Source organism: Streptomyces sp. V2I9 (assembly GCF_030817475.1).
Classification (GTDB): Bacteria; Actinomycetota; Actinomycetes; order Streptomycetales; family Streptomycetaceae; genus Streptomyces.
The window spans coordinates 5981759-5998026 of record NZ_JAUSZJ010000002.1 but is presented as its reverse complement, the minus strand read 5'-3'; the positions used below and the strand labels follow the sequence as shown (position 1 = coordinate 5998026).

The window sequence follows — 16268 nt, the reverse complement described above, 5'->3', positions numbered from 1 at the left end:
TGGAGTTGCGGTCCGGGCCGCTGCGGTCAGCCTAGGCGTCCCCTCCCTCGCCGTCCGTGTCGAGGAGTCCGGCGTCATGAACCAACAGCGCAATCTGGACACGGTTGTTGAGGTCGAGTTTGGCGAGGATCCGTGAGACGTGGGTCTTGACGGTGGCGAGGCTGAGGTAGAGGGAGGCCGCGATCTCCGCGTTGGACCCGCCGCGTCCGACGGCGACGGCCACCTCCTGCTCCCGCTCGGCGAGTTGGCCGAAACGCCTGCGTGCGCGGTCGGCGCGGCCCGCCCGGTCGTCGCTTCCGCCGCCCGCGGCGCGGTCCATCAACTGGCGGGTGACAGCGGGCGAGAGCACCGGGTCCCCGGCGGCGACCCGGCGGACGGAGTCCACGATCCGGGCCGGCGGGGTGTCTTTCAGGACGAATCCGGCCGCCCCTGCCCGGATGGCCCGGAGCACCTGTTCATCGGCGTGGAAGGTGGTGAGGACGACGACCTCGGGGGCGTCGGGGCGGCGGCGCAGCCTCTCGGTCGCGGTGAGTCCGTCCATGACCGGCATCCGGATGTCCATCAGGACGACGTCGGGGCGCAGCCGTTCGACCAACTCCTCGGCCTCGGCGCCGTCCGCGCCCTCCCCGACGATGTCGATGCCCTGGCCGCCGCCGAGCATCAGGGTCAGTCCCGCCCGGACCAGCGGGTCGTCGTCGACGATGAGCAGCCGGACGGGCGGTCCGGGCGGGGGCGTGGCGGATGTCCGGGGCGGCGGGGTGCTCATGACGGCCACCGTAGCCAGCCGGTACGCGCTATCGGTACGGCGGGCGGCCGGGCACCGGTCGCCGCGCGCCCGCCGGGCCACCGTCGCGCCGCCGGAGCCCGTACGGCGGACACCGTCCGTCCCGGTACGGCGGGCGTCACGCGGCGGGCCAGGGCAGATGGGCCCGGACCGCGAAGCCGCCGTCCCGCGTCGGTCCGTGTTCCAGCTCTCCCCCGGCGAGGGTGGCGCGTTCGGTGAGGCCGATGAGCCCCTGGCCGGAGCCGGGGACGCGCTCGAAGGGCTCGGTGGGGGCGGGGTTCTCCACCTCGACGGTGAGACCCGCGCCGGGGCCGCCGCGCACGGTGAGGGAGACCTCGGTGCCGGGCGCGTGCTTACGGGCGTTGGTCAGGCACTCCTGGGCGATCCGGTAGACCGTGCGGCCGGTGGCGGCGGGGGCGGCGCCGGGGTCGGTGACCCGGTTGTCGAGGGCCACCTTCATGCCCGCGAGCCGGGACTCGGCGACGAGGGCGTCGAGGGTGGCGAGGGTGGGCTGCGGCCGGTGGCCCTCGTCGGTGTCGCCGGGCCCGCGCAGGACGCCGATGATCTCGCGGAGGTCCTGGAGGGCTTCGTGGGCGCTGTCCCGGATGACGCCGGCGGCCCGGCCCACCTCGGCCGCGGGGGCGTCGGGCCGGAACTCGAGGGCTCCGGCGTGCACGCTGAGCAGGGTGAGCCGGTGGGCCAGGACGTCGTGCATCTCGCGGGCGATGGCCTCGCGGGCGAGGCGTTGGGCCTGTTCGGCGCGCAGCTCCGCCTCGGCCTCGGCGCGGTGGGCCCGTTCCCGGAGGGTGACGACGAGGCGCCGCCGGGAGCGTACGGCCATGCCCCAGCTGATCACCAGCAGGACCAGCAGGACCCCGAAGAGGACCGAGACGAGGTAGCCGGTCGTCGGATCGGGGCGCAGGAACGGTTGCAGCGGCACCAGGGCCAGGGCGAGCGCGCCGACCATGGCGACGGGCCTGAACGGCCGGTGGACGGCCAGGCTGAACAGGGCCACCAGCAGCGCCCCGGCGGCCACGGGTTCGACGGCGGACAGGACGGTCAGGGCGACGGCGAGTCCGACGGGCCGGCGCCGTCGCAGCCAGAGGGCACAGCAGGAGATCGCGCCGACCACCGAGTCCACGAACACGACGACGTCGGCGGTGGTCTCGTCGGCCTCGATCGTGCCGAGGGCCAGCATGCCGATCCCCGCGGCGATGAGGAAGGCCGTGATGTCGACGGCCCAGTCCCGCACGGTCCGCCGCCCCCGGAGCCGGTCGTCCGGCAGTTCGGGGCCGGCCATGGCCGAGGGAAGCAGCCAGCGGTACTCGGTGCGCGTCATGTCGACAAAGTTACGCAGCTCCCCGCAGCCGGAGGGCACCGCGGGACAAGGCAGCGACCAAAGTCGCACGGTCCGCCACTTTCGGCGCGCCGGAGGGGCCCGTCGGCCGACGCGGCGGGTCCGGGCCGGACGGGAGGCTCGGCCCATGAAGAAAATCGTGGAGACGATCGGGTTCCTCGTCCTTCTCCAGGGCGTGGGCGGACTGCTGTACGAGTGGACCGGATGGTTCCGGCTGTGGACGGTGGTGCGGCACATCGACCTCCTCGGCGACCGCATGCTGTTCGTCAACATCGTGCTGATCGTGGCGGGGGTGGCCGTGATGATCGCCGCGGACGCGGTCAAGAGCTGACGCGGGACTCACAACCGCGCACCGTGAGCACGGCCGCGTTCCCCCCGCACGCGCCCCCGACCCGTGCCCCGCGCGGGGTCCCGGATGACCGGTCGCGGCCCCGGCGCCACCCCCTGGAAAAGGAACACCTGTCGCAACGGTCCGCACCTTCCGGGACATCACCCGTGGTCAGAGGTGATCAGGCCGTCCGACCGGGTGGAAGGGGGTCCGCCGACCGCGCCGCCGCTCCCTAGACTGACGCCTCGATAACTCTGAGGCACGGAGTGGTCACATGGCGTCGGTAAGGGCGGACGGGCGGGTCGAGCGCGGGGACCGGACCCGGCAGTTGATCCTGGGGCGGGCGGTGCAGATCGCCTCGGTCGAAGGGCTGGAGGGCCTGTCGCTGGGGCGGCTGGCCACCGAGCTGGGGCTGAGCAAGAGCGGGGTCTTCGCGCTGTTCGGATCGAAGGAGGGGCTCCAGCTCGCCACCGTACGGGCGGCGGTGACCATCTACGTGGACCACGTACTGCGCCCCGCCCGGTCGGTGCCGCCAGGGCTCGGCCGGATCTGGCGGATGTGCGAGGCGTGGATCGCCTACTCGCGCGACCGGGTGTTCCGCGGCGGCTGCTTCTTCTACGCGGCGACCGCCGAGTTCGACGCCCGCGGCGGCAAGGTGCACGACGCGCTGGCATCCGCGCAGACGGGCTGGGTCACCTTCGTGGAGCAGACGATCGAGGAGGCCAGGTGCGTCGGGGAGCTGGCCGTGGACACCGATGTCTGCCAGCTCGCCTTCGAGGTGATCGCCCTGCTGGAACTGGCCAACGCGGAGTCGGTGCTGCAGAAGAACAACCTCGGCTACGACAAAGCGACGCGGGCCATCCTGGCCCGGCTGCGGGCGGCGGCCACGGACCCCGCGCAGCTCCCTTCGCCCCTCCCTCCGCAGCTCCCTTCGCCGTTCCCCTCGCGGTGAGCGGCCCCGGCGGGCGTGGGTGTCCGATAGCCGCCGGTGTCCGGGTCCCGCGGCGCGTTTGCTGGGGGATGCCGTCGCGGTGACGGCATTCCCGATCAGCGAGGAAGCAGCCGATGTCCAGTCCCCTCTCCCCTTCTTCTCCCCTCCCCTCCTCCCCCGTTCCCGCCGTCCGTGCCGCCCTGGTCACCGGGGGTGGCCGGGGCATCGGTGCCGCGACCGCCCTCCGGCTCGCCCGTGACGGCGCGGACGTCGCCGTCACCTACGTGCGGGACGAGGCGGCGGCCCGTGCGGTCGTCGCGGAGATCGAGGGCCTCGGCCGCCGGGGAGTGGCCCTGCGCTGCGACGCGGCCGACGCCGTCGCGGCCGCCGACGCCGTGGACCGGGCGGCGGACGCGCTCGGCCGGCTCGACGTCCTGGTCAACAACGCGGGCATCGGCCTCCTCGGTCCGATCGGAGAGCTGACCGAGGAGCAGGTGGACCGCACGCTGGCCGTGAACGTGCGGGCGGTCTTCCTCGCCTGCCGGGCGGCGGCGGAGCGGATGGCCGACGGGGGCAGGATCGTCTCCGTGGGCACCGCCCTGAGCCGCTACACGGGCGGGCCCGGCTCCACGCTGTACGCGCTCAGCAAGTCCGCCCTCGCCGGGCTGACCAAGCCGCTCGCCCGCGAGCTGGGACCTCGCGGCATCACGGTGAACCTGATCCAGCCCGGCCCGGTGGACACCGATCTCAACCCGGCGGACGGGCCGTTCGCCGAAGGGCAGCGGGCGGCGACCGCGCTGGGCCGGTTCGGCACGGCGGAGGAGGTCGCCTCGCTCGTGGCGTACCTCACGAGCGCGGAGGCGGGGTTCATCACGGGCACGGAGCTGGTCGTGGACGGCGGCCACGCGGCCTGAGTACCGGGGTCGCGGCCGGGGCAGCCCCGGCCGCGACCGGGCCGCCGTCCCGGCGGTTCGTGGGCGGCCCCGGGACCCCACGAGGAGTTCTGAACGTGCCCGTGCGGCGGGCCCCGTCGGCGTCGCACGGGCCCCGCTCGTCACCGGCGGTGCCGCACGGGCCCGTCCTCACCGGCGCGCGGTGTCGTCCTCGCGCCGGCCGGTCGTCACCGGTTGCGCGGGGTGACCTCCGCCATCCGTGACCAGCCGGTGCCCTCCACCTCGACGTTGATGATCTCGGGGACGTCGGCGACCATCTCCGACATCGTCTCGATCGCCGCCTTGAAGTGGTCCGAGTTCACGTGCGCCTCGCCGGCCGCCGCGTCGGCGAACGCCTCCAGCAGGACGAACTCGTTGGGGTTCTCGACGCTGGAGGACCAGTCGAAGAAGACGTTGCCGGGCTCGCCGCGGGTGGCGACGGTGAAGTCCTCCAGCCGGGGAAGCCAGTTGTCGCGCTCGTCGACGAGGGCGGTGAACTTGACGGCGATGAAGATCATGGCGGTGGCTCCTGGTCGAGACGTCGGACGGTGCGGATCACCTGCCCGTCGGGCCTGCTCCCACACCCCGACCAGGGTGACACACCGTTACGTAACGGGGCCGGACGGACGCACCGCGGTCCCCCTGCGACCGCGGTGCGTCCGTCCGCGCGGAGGGGTCAGGCACCCCCGAGCTCCCGGTGGCGGGCGGCCAGCGCGGCCGTGCCCTCGTCGGTGAGTGAGCCGTACAGCCTCAGGCGGGAGATGCCCCCGTCCGGGAAGATGTCGATCCGTACGTGGGTGGCCCGCGCGGTCGCGTCGAGCACGAAGCGGTGGTCGGTGTCGGGCTGGAGGCGGGTCCGGGGCAGGATCTCGGTCCAGTCCCCGCCCTCCCCGTCCCGTACCGACAGGCTCGCCCAGCCGGCGGAGTTGCCCTTGAGGTAGGCGGTGTCGATCTCGACGGCCCGGATCCCGGACTGCGCGGCCAGGCGGTAGCTGATCCAGTCGTTGCCCCGGTCGCGCCGCCGGCGGGTCTCCCAGCCGTCGTCCATCTTGCGCGAGCGGCCGGGCTGGATGGTGTTGGTGGCCGGGGAGTAGAAGCGGTCCGAGGCGTCCTCGACCTGGCCGCCGTTCTCCAGGGCGGCGAGGTCGAACGTACCGAGGGCGGCGAGCCAGGCGGGGTCCGGGACGACCTCCCCGTACACGCGCAGCCGGGCGATCCCGCCGTCCGGGTGCTGGTTGACCCGCAGGTGGGTGAAGCGCTGCTCGGCGTCGACGGCGAACCCGTTGGCCGCGTGGCCGCCGACCGCCGTACGGGGGACGAGCGTCGTCCACTTCACGCCGGGGGCGAGGAGTTCCTCGGGGGACGGGGTGCCGGGCAGGGAGGTCGCCTCGACGGAGACGGCCTGCGGGTAGTTGCCGCGGAAGTGGGCGGTGTCCAGGACGATGCCCCGGACGACGCCGGGCGCGCCGAGGCGGACGAGGGCCCAGTCGTGGTCGTCCGGGGTGGGGTGCGGTTCGGCGGCGCTCACCCCGCGGCGGCGGCGGGTCTCCCAGCCGTCCATGACCTTGCCCTTGTGACCGAAGTGCTCCGGGTCGAAGACGGCGGGGCCGGGCTTGAGCAGGTTCTCGCGCTCCGCGAAGAACTCGTCGTTGGCCGCGATGACCCCCGCTCCGAGGCGGCGGTCGGCCAGGTCGACCAGGTGAGTGAAGGGGAAGTCGGCGATGCGGTGGTCGGCGTACGGGTCACCGCCCGCGTAGGGGCGGGCATCACCGGTGAAGCGGGGTATCGCGGCGTCCGTCATGGTCGGGGCGTTCCTTTCGGGCACGGTCGGTGGTCGCGTTCGGGGAGTGGGCCGGTGGGGTGGCAGGCGTGTCCCGTTCGGGCGGCGGGCCGGCGAACCGGGTCGGCGGTCCCGTGCGGGAAGCGGGCCGACGGGCCGGGTCAGCGGTCCCGTTCGAGGAGGCGGCCGGCGGGTTCGGCGAGGACGCCGTCGGAGGCGATACGGACGCCGCGCAGCCAGCTGGAGCGGACCACGCCGTGCAGGGTCTTCCCGGCGTAGGCGGTGACCTGGTTGCGGTGGAACAGTTCGGCGGGGTCGACGGTGAAGGTCGCCTCGGGTGCGAGGACCGCGAAGTCGGCGTCGCGGCCGGCCTCGATGGCGCCCTTGCGGGCCAGCCCGGCCAGTTCGGCGGGGGCGGCGGACATCCAGCGGGCGACGTCGTCGAGCGAGTGGCCGCGCCGGCGGGCCTCGGTCCAGACGGCGGGCAGGCCGAGCTGGAGGGAGGAGATGCCGCCCCAGGCGGAAGCGAAGTCCGGCGTCTTGAGGTCGGTGGTGCACGGCGAGTGGTCGCTGACGATGCAGTCGATCGTGCCGTCGGCGAGCCCGGCCCACAGCGCGTCCTGGTTGGCGGCCTCGCGGATCGGCGGGCAGCATTTGAACTCGGTTGCCCCGTCCGGGACTTCCTCGGCGGTGAGGGTGAGGAAGTGCGGGCACGACTCGACGGTGACGCGGACACCCTCGCGCTTGGCGGCGGCGATCAGCGGCAGCGCGTCGCTGGAGGAGAGGTGCAGGACGTGCACGCGGGCCTTCAGCCGCTTCGCGTGCGCGATGAGCCCCTCGATCGCGGTGTTCTCGGCGTCGCGCGGGCGGGAGGCGAGGAAGTCGGCGTAGGCGGGGCCGGGGCGCTGCGGGGCGTCGGCCAGGTGGTGCGGGTCCTCGGCGTGCACGATGAGCAGTCCGCCGAATCCGGCGATCTCCGCCATGGAGCGGGCCAGTTGCTCCTGGTCCAGCTCGGGGAACTCCTCGACGCCGGAGGGGGAGAGGAAGCACTTGAAGCCGAAGACCCCGGCCTCGTGCAGCGGACGCAGGTCCTTCGGGTTGGCCGGGATCGCGCCGCCCCAGAAGCCGGTGTCGACGTGCGCCTTGGGCGCCGCGACCCGCTGCTTGGTCCGCAGGTGCTCGACGGTGGTGGTCGGCGGGAGGGAGTTGAGCGGCATGTCCAGGAGCGTGGTGATGCCACCGGCCGCGGCGGCACGGGTGGCGGTCCAGAACCCCTCCCACTCGGTGCGGCCGGGATCGTTCACATGGACGTGGGTGTCGACCAGGCCGGGCAGCAGGACGTCGTCGCCGACGTCCTCCAGACGGGCGCCGGCCGGCACGTCGGCGTCGTACGGCAGAACGGCGTCGATCGTCCCGCCCGCGACGGCGACGGCGGCCGGGCGGGTTCCGTCGGGGGTGACGACGCGCGTCGAGCGCAGTACCAGGTTCACGTCCTGACCGGACACCCGTGCTCCTTCACTCCAGGAATTCAACGAACTGTTGAAGATGCGGTGGAGTCTTCACGCGGGGATCGCCCTCGTCAAGACCCCGCCCTCCGCCACGGAGCCCGCCGGGACGGTCCACCGGCGGCCGCCCGACCGCTCCGCCCACGACCGTCCGCCGCCCCGGAGAACCACCCGACAGCCCTCTGGATGTTTCCACAAAGTAGAAGTAATTTTTCGGACTGCGGAACGTAGCATGGGCCAGACGAGGCGGCTCGGAGCCATCCGCTCCGGTCGGCGGCACCCGGACAAAACAGGCCCTGACCGGCACGGACGCCGACCGGGGAGCAGTGGGCCGATCGTGAGCCGCCCGGTAGGCTGCTGCCTTGCCTTCCGCTTCGAAAGGATCGCCCACGTGCCGCCGTCCCACGCCAGCACCGCCGACTCCAAGCCCGCCGGCCCCAGCGGCGGGGTGCAGTCCCTCGAGCGCGCCTTCGACCTGCTGGAGCGGATGGCGGACGCCGGGGGCGAGGTCGGGCTGAGCGAGCTGTCCGCGAGCAGCGGCCTGCCCCTGCCGACCATCCACCGGCTGATGCGCACCCTGGTCGTCTGCGGCTACGTACGCCAGCAGCCCAACCGCCGGTACGCGCTGGGCCCCCGCCTGATCCGGCTCGGCGAGTCCGCTTCCCGGCTGCTGGGCACCTGGGCCCGCCCCTACCTCAGCCGGCTGGTCGAGGAGACCGGCGAGACGGCGAACATGGCGCTGCTGGACGGGGACGAGATCGTGTATGTCGCCCAGGTTCCGTCCAAGCACTCCATGCGCATGTTCACCGAGGTCGGCCGCCGGGTCCTGCCGCACTCGACGGGCGTGGGCAAGGCGCTCCTCGCGCACACACCGGCCGACGAGGTCCGCGCGCTGCTCGCCCGGACGGGCATGCCGGCCGCCACCGAGAAGACGATCACCACGCCGGAGGGTTTCCTCGACGCCCTGGAGCAGGTACGCCGTGCCGGGTACGCGGTGGACGACAACGAGCAGGAGATCGGGGTGCGGTGCCTCGCGGTCTCCGTGCCGAACTCCCCCACCTCGGCCGCGATCTCCATCTCGGGCCCGGCAGGGCGCGTCACGGAGGCGGCCACGGAGCGCATCGTGCCGATCCTCCAGCAGGTCGCCGGTGAGCTGTCCGACGCCCTGGCGAGCAACGGTACGCACGGCGGCTGAACCCGCACGGGCCCGGCCGCCCCGGAACGCGGGGCGGCCGGGCCGGTCGCGGGCCGAGGGCGGAGTCCGGACCCCTCGGCCGACCTCCCGGACGCGGCCCTGGGTCAGACCCCGGCCGGAACGGTCAGCCGCCCGTCGTCCATCGTCACCGTGCGGTCCATCCGGTCCAGGTGCGCCAGGTCGTGCGTGACCAGCACCGTGGCGGTGGCGCGCTCGCGCGTCAGAGTGACCAGCAGCTCCAGTACGGCCACGCCGCGTTCGTGGTCGAGCGCGCTGGTCGGCTCGTCGACGAGCAGGACGGCCGGTTCGTTCATCAGGGCCCGCGCGATGGTGATCCGCTGGCGCTGGCCGCCCGACAGCTGGTGCGGCCGCCGGTCGGCGCGGTCGGCCAGGCCGACCGCGTCGAGCAGTTCCAGGGCCCGGCGGCGGGCGCCGCGGGCGGAGCCGCCGGAGAGGTGGCGCATCACCTGGAGCTGTTCGGCGGCGGTCAGCGAGGGCAGCAGGTTGGGCTGCTGGAAGACGATGCCGATGTGCTCCCGGCGCAGGGCCGCCCGCCCGGCCCGGCTCAGCCCGGAGGTCGGCGTCCCGGCCACGACGACCTCGCCCGAGTCCGGGGTGACCAGGGTGGCGGCGGCCGCGAGGAGGCTGGACTTGCCCGAGCCGGACGGCCCGACGACAGCGGTGAGCGTGCCCGGCGGCACGTCCAGCGAGACCCGGTCCAGGGCGGTCAGCCGGCCCTCGCCGTCCGGATAGGTGAGGGTGACGTCGGTCAGGGTGAGCGTCATCGGGCACTCCCGAGTGCGGTGAGCGGGTCGACGGCGGTGATCCGCCGGACGGACAGGGCCGCCCCGAGCGCGCCGAGGGCGATCATCACGGCGGCCGGGACGAGGACGGTCGCGGCGTCCAGGACGAACGGCACCGGTCCCCCGCCGATCAGGACGCCCGCCCCGGCGGCGAGCGCGGTGCCCAGCCCCGTACCGAGGGCGAGCATCACCACCGCCTGGCCGAGCGCGTCGCGCAGGAGGTACGGGGTCGACGCGCCGAGTGCCTTCAGCACGGCGACGTCGCCGCTGCGCTGGATCGTCCAGACGGTGAAGAACGCGCCGATGACGAGCGCGGAGATGACGAAGAGGAAGCCGCGCATCAGTTGCAGCGAGCCGTTCTCGGCCTGGTAGGAGCCGATCGCGGTGAGGGAATCGTCGAGGGTGAGCGTGCTCGTGCCGGCCGCCTCGTCCCCGGCGGCGAGGTCGACGCCGTCCGTGGTGGTCAGGGCGATCACGGTGGCCCGTTCGGCGGGACCGGCCCCGTCGTGGCCGATCTGCTGCCAGTCGGCGAGGGTGGTCCAGACGACGGGGGTGTGGCTGTGGGAGGCGTCCCCCGCGACGGCGGCGACCTCCCGTTCGGTCCCGCCGAGCGCGATCCGGTCGCCGACGGCCACGCCGAGCTCCTCCGCCGCCTTCTCCGAGAGCACGACGCGGCCGGGCCCGGTCCCGTCCGGGCCGAGGGTGCCGTCCGGTTCGACGCCGAAGGCCGCCACGGCGGCGGTCCGCTCGCCCGCGGCGGTGGCGTTGAGCGTACGGATGCCGACCGGCTGCGCGGCCTCGACCCCGGGCCGGGCGGCCCAGGCCCGCCAGTCGTCCTCGCGGACGGTCGAGTCGGCGAACGACTCCGCCTGCCCGTCCGGGGGTGCGGCGAACGCCAGGTGGTCGGCGTCCAGCCCGGTGACGGCCGAGGTGTTCTCACGGGCCAGGCCGGCGGTGAGGCCGGACAGCAGGCCCACGAGCAGCGTGATCAGCACCACGACCGAGCCCATGAGGGCGAACCGGCCCTTGGCGAAGCGGAGGTCTCTCCATGCGACGAACATGGCTCCAGCCTCACCGGGCCGGGGCGGGAAGACATCGCACGGCGGACGGTCACGGGATCAACCTTTCGATTGACCGGAGCCGGGGAGGCCGCGGCTACGCTGGACGGACCATGGATTCGCGTTCGCACACCCACGTCACGGCGGCCCTCCGGCTCTGCCTGCACGCCCTGCTGACGGGGCTGCTGGCGCTGGTCGTGGTGCGCGCGGTGGGTGAGGACGCACCCGGCGAGGTGGCGATCGTGGCGGTGACACTGCTGACGGGGGCCGTGTACGCGGCGGGGGTGCTGCTCTCGTCCGTCCGCCCTGAAGCCCCGGCGGGGCTCTCGTCCGTCCACCCGAAAGCTCCGACAAGGGCCCCGTCGGTGCGACGCCGGGGGGAGGCCCTGTTCACTCCCGTGCTGCCCGGCAGCCGGGCGGGGGCATGGTGGCTGGGCGCGCTGTGGACGCTGTGGGCGGTGCTGCTGGTGCTGTCGCCGGACGCCCTGTGGGTCGCTTTCCCCCTCTACTTCCTCCAGCTCCACTTCCTGCCGATGCCCCGGGCGCTGCCCGCCGTCGTGGTCACCGCCGCCGCGGCGATCACCAGTTTCGTCGTGCACCGCCAGGAGGTCGCGCCCGGAGCGTTCATCGGGCCGCTGATCGGCGCGGCGGTCGCGGTCGCCACCGTCCTCGGGTACGACGCCCTGTTCCGGGAGAGCGAGCGGCGGCGGGAGCTGATCGTGGAGCTCGTCGCCACCCGCGCGGACCTGGCCGAGGCGGAGCGGTCCGCGGGGACCCTGGCGGAGCGCGAGCGGCTGGCGCGGGAGATCCACGACACCCTCGCCCAGGGGCTGTCGAGCATCCAGTTGCTGCTGCGGGCCGCCGAGCGGTCACTGCCCGAGGATGCCCCGGCGACCGCGCATGTGCGGGCCGCCCGTGAGGCCGCGCAGGCGAATCTCGCCGAGGCGCGTTCCTTCGTCCGCGCGCTGACACCGCCGGATCTGGAGCACGGGTCGCCGGCCGCCGCCCTGGAGCGGCTCTGCGCCCGGACGACCGCGCCGGACCTGACCGTGCGGTTCGCGGTCAGCGGTTCCCCGGTGGAGCTGCCGACCCCGTACGGGGTGGCGCTGTTGCGGACCGCGCAGTCGGCTCTGGCGAACACGGTGCGCCATGCGGACGCCGGGCGGGTGGAGGTCACCCTGAGCTTCATGGACACCTCCGTGGCGCTGGACGTGGTGGACGACGGTCGGGGCTTCGACCCGTCGGCGGCTCCGGTCCATGAGCGCGGTGACGGCGGCTTCGGGCTGCCCGCGATGCGGGCGCGGGCCGCATCGCTCGGCGGGGCGCTGAGCGTGGAGTCGGCGCCGGGCCAGGGGACGGCGGTGGCCGTCACGCTGCCGCTGCCCGTCGCGGAAGCGGCCCCGGACACGCACACGGACAGGCATGCCGACACGGACCCGCGGACGGTCGCGCGCGTGGCGAAGGACAGGACGGCGGAAGCGGGGCGTGCGGCGTGAGCGGGGAGGCGATCCGGCTGCTGCTGGCGGACGACCATCCGGTGGTACGGGCGGGGCTGCGCGCGGTCCTGGACACCGAGCCGGACTTCGAGGTCGCCGGTGAGGCCGCCACCGCCGAGGAGGCCGTCGCCCTGGCGGCGGCGGGCGGCTTCGACGTGGTGCTGATGGACCTCCAGTTCGGGGCGGGGATGCACGGCTCGCAGGCCACGGCGGCGATCACCGCGGCACCGGACGGCCCACGGGTCCTGATCCTCACCACCTACGACTCCGACGCGGACATCCTGGCGGCGGTGGAGGCCGGGGCGAGCGGGTACCTGCTGAAGGACGCGCCGCCGCCGGAACTGGCGGCCGCGGTGCGCACCGCGGCGGCGGGCCGCTCGGCGCTCGCGCCCTCGGTGGCCCACCGGCTGATGGACCGCATGCGCACCCCGGCCCGGGCGCTGACCCGGCGGGAGCTGGAAGTGCTGCACCTGGTCGGGGAGGGCCTCTCGAACCTGCAGATCAGCAAGCGGCTGTTCCTGAGCCAGGCCACGGTCAAGTCCCACCTGGTGCACATCTACGCCAAGCTGGGCGTGGACTCCCGTACGTCGGCGGTGGCGGCGGCCACGGCCCGCAGGCTCATCCGCCGCTGAACCGGGGGAAGGCGGACGCCGCCGGCCCGGTGGGCGCGGGATGTCACCCGCGCGGGGGCTCCCCGAAGAGGTCGACAGCGTTGCGCAGCTCCCGCAGGGCAGCGGCCAGGGCGCTCACCGAGCCGATCGCCCCTGCGATCAGCAGCAGGGAGCGACGCATCCGGGGGATCTCCGGCACCCCGCTGACGGCCATGGCGTCCAGGGCCGCCAGCTCGTCCTCCGCGATCGGGCGGTCCGGGAACTCGGCCCGGAGGCCGGCCAGCTCTCTGCGGAGCCGGGAGACCGCCATGCGCAGTTCGGCCACCCGCGGGTCCTCGACGCTTTTGGCCAGTCTCTTCTGCCCCATGCTTCGCAACACGGCATTCCCCCTCGCACGTCCTGGCGCCGCTGTGACCCCCGCACCCGGGCTGTGGCCAAGTCACCGGGTCCGCCCGCAAGTTAACGCCATGACAGGCTGTGTGCGCCAGCCCACGGAAAGAAATCAGGGTTACCCCTGAGGGTGACATGCGTGTCGCGTGTGCGAACGCCGCGGTGGTATTCCAGACCTCATGGTGACGGATACGACGACGAGCACGGAACCCGACCGGGTGTCCCGTACGAAGAACCCCAAGGTCGCGGGGGTGCTGCTGGCCGCCGGAGGGGGCCGGCGGCTCGGCGGCCGCCCGAAAGCGCTGCTGCGGCACCGGGGCCGCCCGCTGATCGAACACGCGGTGCGCTCGCTGCGCAACGGTGGATGCGGGCCGCTGCACGTGGTGCTGGGCGCGTCGGCGGACGAGGTACGGGCCCGCGCGGATCTGACGGGCTGCGCCGTGAGCGTGAACCCGGACTGGGAGGAGGGCATGGGTTCCTCGCTCCGGCTGGGTCTGGCCGCCCTGAGCGCGGCGGACGCGGACGCGGCGCTCGTCCTTCTGGTCGACCAGCCGGGGATCGGAGCGGAGGCGGTGGCACGGGTGCGTCTCGCGTACCGCTCGCGGACGAGTCTGGCGGCCGCATCGTACGACGGGGAGCGGGGCCATCCGGTGCTGTTCGGTGCGGACCGGTGGCGGGACATCGCGGCGGCGGCCGAGGGCGACCGGGGCGCGCGGACGTATCTGCGGGAGCACCGCGACGCGCTCACGCTCGTGGAGTGCGCGGACGTGGCGGAGGCGTACGACATCGACACCGTGCGGGATCTCGGACGCCTGGAGTGACCCCGGGGCCCGCCCGCCGGGCGACGCCGCCCCCGCCCGCCCCGCCCGTTCGCCGTCGACGGCCCGTGGCCGCACTGGCACGCCGCGCCACCGGGGGGCCGCTTCTGTCGAGCCGGAGAATCTCGACATCAACACATCATTGAACTTCCACCATGAGGAAACTACTATCCACTGTTCAGAAGCCATCTGCACCTCAGACGGCTCCCACGGCCGTATCCCGGAGCCATGGCACGCCGTGCCGTCGCGGGCGACCCGGCGGCCGGTGAGAGGCCGCCGCCCGCTGAAGGAGTGACAGCTCATGTCCGCACCAGCGCCGTCCACGCTGGCCATCGTCGATGCCGAGCCCCTGCCCCGACAGGAGGAGGTCCTGACCGACGCGGCCCTCGCGTTCGTGGCCGAGCTGCACCGCCAGTTCACCCCGCGCCGCGATGAGCTGCTCGCCCGGCGCGGTGAGCGCCGCGCCGAGATCGCCCGCACCTCCACGCTGGACTTCCTGCCCGAGACGGCGGCGGTCCGCGCGGACGACTCCTGGAAGGTCGCGCCCGCGCCCGCGGCCCTGAGCGACCGCCGGGTGGAGATCACCGGTCCGACCGACCGCAAGATGACCGTCAACGCCCTCAACTCGGGTGCGAAGGTCTGGCTCGCCGACTTCGAGGACGCGTCCGCCCCCACCTGGGAGAACGTCGTCCTCGGCCAGCTCAACCTCACCGACGCCTACGAGCGGCGCATCGACTTCACCGACCCGAAGTCCGGGAAGGCGTACGCGCTGAGGTCCGCGGACGAGCTGGCCACGGTCGTCATGCGCCCCCGCGGCTGGCACCTGGAGGAGCGCCACCTCCAGCTCGACGGCGTCTCCGTGCCCGGCGCGCTGGTCGACTTCGGCCTCTACTTCTTCCACAACGCGCAGCGCCTGATCGATCTCGGCAAGGGCCCGTACTTCTACCTGCCGAAGACCGAGTCACACCTGGAGGCCCGCCTCTGGAACGACATCTTCGTCTTCGCCCAGGACTACGTCGGCATCCCGCAGGGCACCGTCCGCGCGACGGTCCTGATCGAGACGATCACCGCCGCGTACGAGATGGAGGAGATCCTCTACGAACTGCGCGACCACGCCTCCGGGCTGAACGCCGGCCGCTGGGACTACCTCTTCTCCATCGTCAAGAACTTCCGTGACGGCGGAGCCAAGTTCGTCCTGCCGGACCGCAACGCGGTGACGATGACCGCCCCGTTCATGCGGGCGTACACCGAACTCCTGGTCCGCACCTGCCACAAGCGCGGCGCGCACGCGATCGGCGGCATGGCGGCCTTCATCCCCTCGCGGCGCGACGCCGAGGTCAACAAGGTGGCGTTCGAGAAGGTCAAGGCCGACAAGGACCGCGAGGCCGGCGACGGCTTCGACGGCTCCTGGGTCGCCCACCCCGACCTGGTCCCGATCGCCCTGGCCTCCTTCGACGCGGTCCTCGGTGACAAGCCCCACCAGAAGGACCGCCTCCGCGAGGACGTCTCGGTGGCGCCGGGCGACCTGATCGCCATCGACACCCTCGACGCGAAGCCCACCTACGACGGCCTCCGCAACGCCGTCGCGGTCGGCATCCGCTACATCGAGGCGTGGCTGCGGGGCCTGGGCGCGGTCGCCATCTTCAACCTGATGGAGGACGCGGCCACCGCCGAGATCTCCCGCTCGCAGATCTGGCAGTGGATCAACGCGGACGTGGTCTTCGAGAACGGCGAGCACGCGACCGCGGAGCTGGCCCGCAAGGTCGCCGCCGAGGAACTGGCCGCGATCCGCGCGGAGATCGGCGAGGACGCCTTCACCGCCGGCAGGTGGCAGCAGGCCCACGACCTCCTGCTCCAGGTCTCCCTGGACCAGGACTACGCGGACTTCCTGACCCTGCCCGCCTACGAGCAGCTCCGCTGACCCCTCCGGCCCCCTGCGGGAACGGAACACCGCCCCCGGCAGCGCACGGCGCCGGGGGCGGTGGCGTCCCCGGCCCCGGACGGGCGCGCGCCCGGCTTCGCCGCCGCCCGGACGCGTCGGCGCGGGCGACCGGCCACCGAGTCCTGTGCGTCACATGCGATGTGACGCTCCGGCACCTGCCGCACCCCTTCAGTAGGGTGATCCCGCTACCGGCGCGCACCGTGACCGAACCGGGCACGGAGGCGCGACCGGACAGCGGGAGCCGATGCGGACGGGGGCGCGATGGCACGGGCGAGGGCGGCCGAGGACGCGGCGCACCGCATCCTTCAGCAGGCCGAGCGCGCGGACGCCGACCCCGG

General features: G+C 73.7%; 16 protein-coding genes. 8 read left to right on the top strand and 8 right to left on the bottom strand.

Going from position 1 to position 16268, the window contains the following annotated elements; genetic code table 11:
- Window positions 1–31: 31 nt before the first annotated feature.
- Together QFZ71_RS26135 and QFZ71_RS26130 are read right to left on the bottom strand one after the other, a co-directional pair.
- Entirely contained in the window at window positions 32–766 is a 735-nt protein-coding gene (locus tag QFZ71_RS26135) for a response regulator transcription factor (protein ID WP_307670601.1), read from the bottom strand.
- A gap of 136 nt (window positions 767–902) precedes the next feature.
- Window positions 903–2123: a sensor histidine kinase gene (locus QFZ71_RS26130; RefSeq protein WP_307670600.1), complete on the bottom strand. Its 1221-nt coding sequence runs from the start codon at window positions 2121–2123 to the stop codon at window positions 903–905.
- 145 nt (window positions 2124–2268) lie between these two features.
- Here QFZ71_RS26130 and QFZ71_RS26125 point away from each other — a divergent pair, with 145 nt between their 5' ends.
- From QFZ71_RS26125 to QFZ71_RS26115, 3 genes are all read left to right on the top strand, one after another.
- Entirely contained in the window at window positions 2269–2472 is a 204-nt protein-coding gene (locus QFZ71_RS26125) for a hypothetical protein (RefSeq protein ID WP_307670599.1), read from the top strand.
- A 271-nt stretch (window positions 2473–2743) separates the two neighbouring features.
- Complete coding sequence (locus QFZ71_RS26120) at window positions 2744–3421, top strand: TetR/AcrR family transcriptional regulator (RefSeq protein WP_307670598.1); 678 nt, start codon at window positions 2744–2746, stop codon at window positions 3419–3421.
- 113 nt (window positions 3422–3534) lie between these two features.
- Window positions 3535–4314, top strand: coding sequence for an SDR family NAD(P)-dependent oxidoreductase (locus tag QFZ71_RS26115; RefSeq protein WP_307670597.1), 780 nt, complete (start codon window positions 3535–3537; stop codon window positions 4312–4314).
- A 206-nt stretch (window positions 4315–4520) separates the two neighbouring features.
- On the opposite strand, the gene QFZ71_RS26110 is transcribed toward QFZ71_RS26115, so the two are convergent.
- The 3 genes from QFZ71_RS26110 to allB all read right to left on the bottom strand — a co-directional run bounded on the left by QFZ71_RS26110 (window position 4521) and on the right by allB (window position 7617).
- Window positions 4521–4850, bottom strand: coding sequence for a putative quinol monooxygenase (locus tag QFZ71_RS26110; protein WP_307670596.1), 330 nt, complete (start codon window positions 4848–4850; stop codon window positions 4521–4523).
- A gap of 158 nt (window positions 4851–5008) precedes the next feature.
- The gene (gene alc, locus QFZ71_RS26105; protein WP_307670595.1) at window positions 5009–6133 is read right to left on the bottom strand and encodes an allantoicase; all 1125 of its coding nucleotides are present in this window, start codon (window positions 6131–6133) and stop codon (window positions 5009–5011) included.
- Between the two features lie 140 nt (window positions 6134–6273).
- Complete coding sequence (gene allB, locus QFZ71_RS26100) at window positions 6274–7617, bottom strand: allantoinase AllB (protein ID WP_307670594.1); 1344 nt, start codon at window positions 7615–7617, stop codon at window positions 6274–6276.
- A 391-nt stretch (window positions 7618–8008) separates the two neighbouring features.
- Here allB and QFZ71_RS26095 point away from each other — a divergent pair, with 391 nt between their 5' ends.
- Window positions 8009–8812: an IclR family transcriptional regulator gene (locus QFZ71_RS26095; protein ID WP_179180755.1), complete on the top strand. Its 804-nt coding sequence runs from the start codon at window positions 8009–8011 to the stop codon at window positions 8810–8812.
- 104 nt (window positions 8813–8916) lie between these two features.
- Here QFZ71_RS26095 and QFZ71_RS26090 read toward each other — a convergent pair whose 3' ends face one another.
- On the bottom strand, window positions 8917–9597 hold the full coding sequence (locus tag QFZ71_RS26090; RefSeq protein ID WP_307670593.1) for an ABC transporter ATP-binding protein: 681 nt from the start codon (window positions 9595–9597) through the stop codon (window positions 8917–8919).
- Complete coding sequence (locus tag QFZ71_RS26085; protein ID WP_307670592.1) at window positions 9594–10676, bottom strand: ABC transporter permease; 1083 nt, start codon at window positions 10674–10676, stop codon at window positions 9594–9596. The genes QFZ71_RS26090 and QFZ71_RS26085 overlap by 4 nt, the downstream gene beginning before the upstream one ends.
- Before the next feature lie 110 nt (window positions 10677–10786).
- Here QFZ71_RS26085 and QFZ71_RS26080 point away from each other — a divergent pair, with 110 nt between their 5' ends.
- Both QFZ71_RS26080 and QFZ71_RS26075 read left to right on the top strand, forming a co-directional pair.
- On the top strand, window positions 10787–12169 hold the full coding sequence (locus QFZ71_RS26080) for a sensor histidine kinase (RefSeq protein WP_307670591.1): 1383 nt from the start codon (window positions 10787–10789) through the stop codon (window positions 12167–12169).
- Window positions 12166–12801 carry a response regulator transcription factor gene (locus tag QFZ71_RS26075; protein ID WP_307670590.1) on the top strand — a complete coding sequence of 212 codons (636 nt, stop codon included), beginning with the start codon at window positions 12166–12168 and terminating at the stop codon, window positions 12799–12801. The genes QFZ71_RS26080 and QFZ71_RS26075 overlap by 4 nt, the downstream gene beginning before the upstream one ends.
- 43 nt (window positions 12802–12844) lie before the next feature.
- On the opposite strand, the gene QFZ71_RS26070 is transcribed toward QFZ71_RS26075, so the two are convergent.
- The gene (locus tag QFZ71_RS26070; RefSeq protein ID WP_307670589.1) at window positions 12845–13147 is read right to left on the bottom strand and encodes a DUF5955 family protein; all 303 of its coding nucleotides are present in this window, start codon (window positions 13145–13147) and stop codon (window positions 12845–12847) included.
- 202 nt (window positions 13148–13349) lie between these two features.
- Between QFZ71_RS26070 and QFZ71_RS26065 the strand changes: the two genes are divergently transcribed.
- Window positions 13350–13991, top strand: a complete 642-nt coding sequence (locus tag QFZ71_RS26065; protein WP_307670588.1) for a nucleotidyltransferase family protein — start codon at window positions 13350–13352, stop codon at window positions 13989–13991.
- Window positions 13992–14289: 298 nt separating this feature from the next.
- On the top strand, window positions 14290–15909 hold the full coding sequence (aceB, locus tag QFZ71_RS26060) for a malate synthase A (RefSeq protein ID WP_307670587.1): 1620 nt from the start codon (window positions 14290–14292) through the stop codon (window positions 15907–15909).
- Window positions 15910–16268 lie beyond the last annotated feature (359 nt).

What these genes read in the sequence shown, in the direction of transcription:
- QFZ71_RS26135 (WP_307670601.1), bottom strand. Translation starts at nt 766, where the DNA reads ATGAGCACCCCGCCGCCCCGGACATCCGCCACGCCCCCGCCCGGACCG.
- QFZ71_RS26130 (WP_307670600.1), bottom strand. Translation starts at nt 2,123, where the DNA reads ATGACGCGCACCGAGTACCGCTGGCTGCTTCCCTCGGCCATGGCCGGC.
- QFZ71_RS26125 (WP_307670599.1), top strand. Translation starts at nt 2,269, where the DNA reads ATGAAGAAAATCGTGGAGACGATCGGGTTCCTCGTCCTTCTCCAGGGC.
- QFZ71_RS26120 (WP_307670598.1), top strand. Translation starts at nt 2,744, where the DNA reads ATGGCGTCGGTAAGGGCGGACGGGCGGGTCGAGCGCGGGGACCGGACC.
- QFZ71_RS26115 (WP_307670597.1), top strand. Translation starts at nt 3,535, where the DNA reads ATGTCCAGTCCCCTCTCCCCTTCTTCTCCCCTCCCCTCCTCCCCCGTT.
- QFZ71_RS26110 (WP_307670596.1), bottom strand. Translation starts at nt 4,850, where the DNA reads ATGATCTTCATCGCCGTCAAGTTCACCGCCCTCGTCGACGAGCGCGAC.
- alc (WP_307670595.1), bottom strand. Translation starts at nt 6,133, where the DNA reads ATGACGGACGCCGCGATACCCCGCTTCACCGGTGATGCCCGCCCCTAC.
- QFZ71_RS26090 (WP_307670593.1), bottom strand. Translation starts at nt 9,597, where the DNA reads ATGACGCTCACCCTGACCGACGTCACCCTCACCTATCCGGACGGCGAG.
- QFZ71_RS26085 (WP_307670592.1), bottom strand. Translation starts at nt 10,676, where the DNA reads ATGTTCGTCGCATGGAGAGACCTCCGCTTCGCCAAGGGCCGGTTCGCC.
- QFZ71_RS26080 (WP_307670591.1), top strand. Translation starts at nt 10,787, where the DNA reads ATGGATTCGCGTTCGCACACCCACGTCACGGCGGCCCTCCGGCTCTGC.
- QFZ71_RS26070 (WP_307670589.1), bottom strand. Translation starts at nt 13,147, where the DNA reads ATGGGGCAGAAGAGACTGGCCAAAAGCGTCGAGGACCCGCGGGTGGCC.
- QFZ71_RS26065 (WP_307670588.1), top strand. Translation starts at nt 13,350, where the DNA reads ATGGTGACGGATACGACGACGAGCACGGAACCCGACCGGGTGTCCCGT.
- aceB (WP_307670587.1), top strand. Translation starts at nt 14,290, where the DNA reads ATGTCCGCACCAGCGCCGTCCACGCTGGCCATCGTCGATGCCGAGCCC.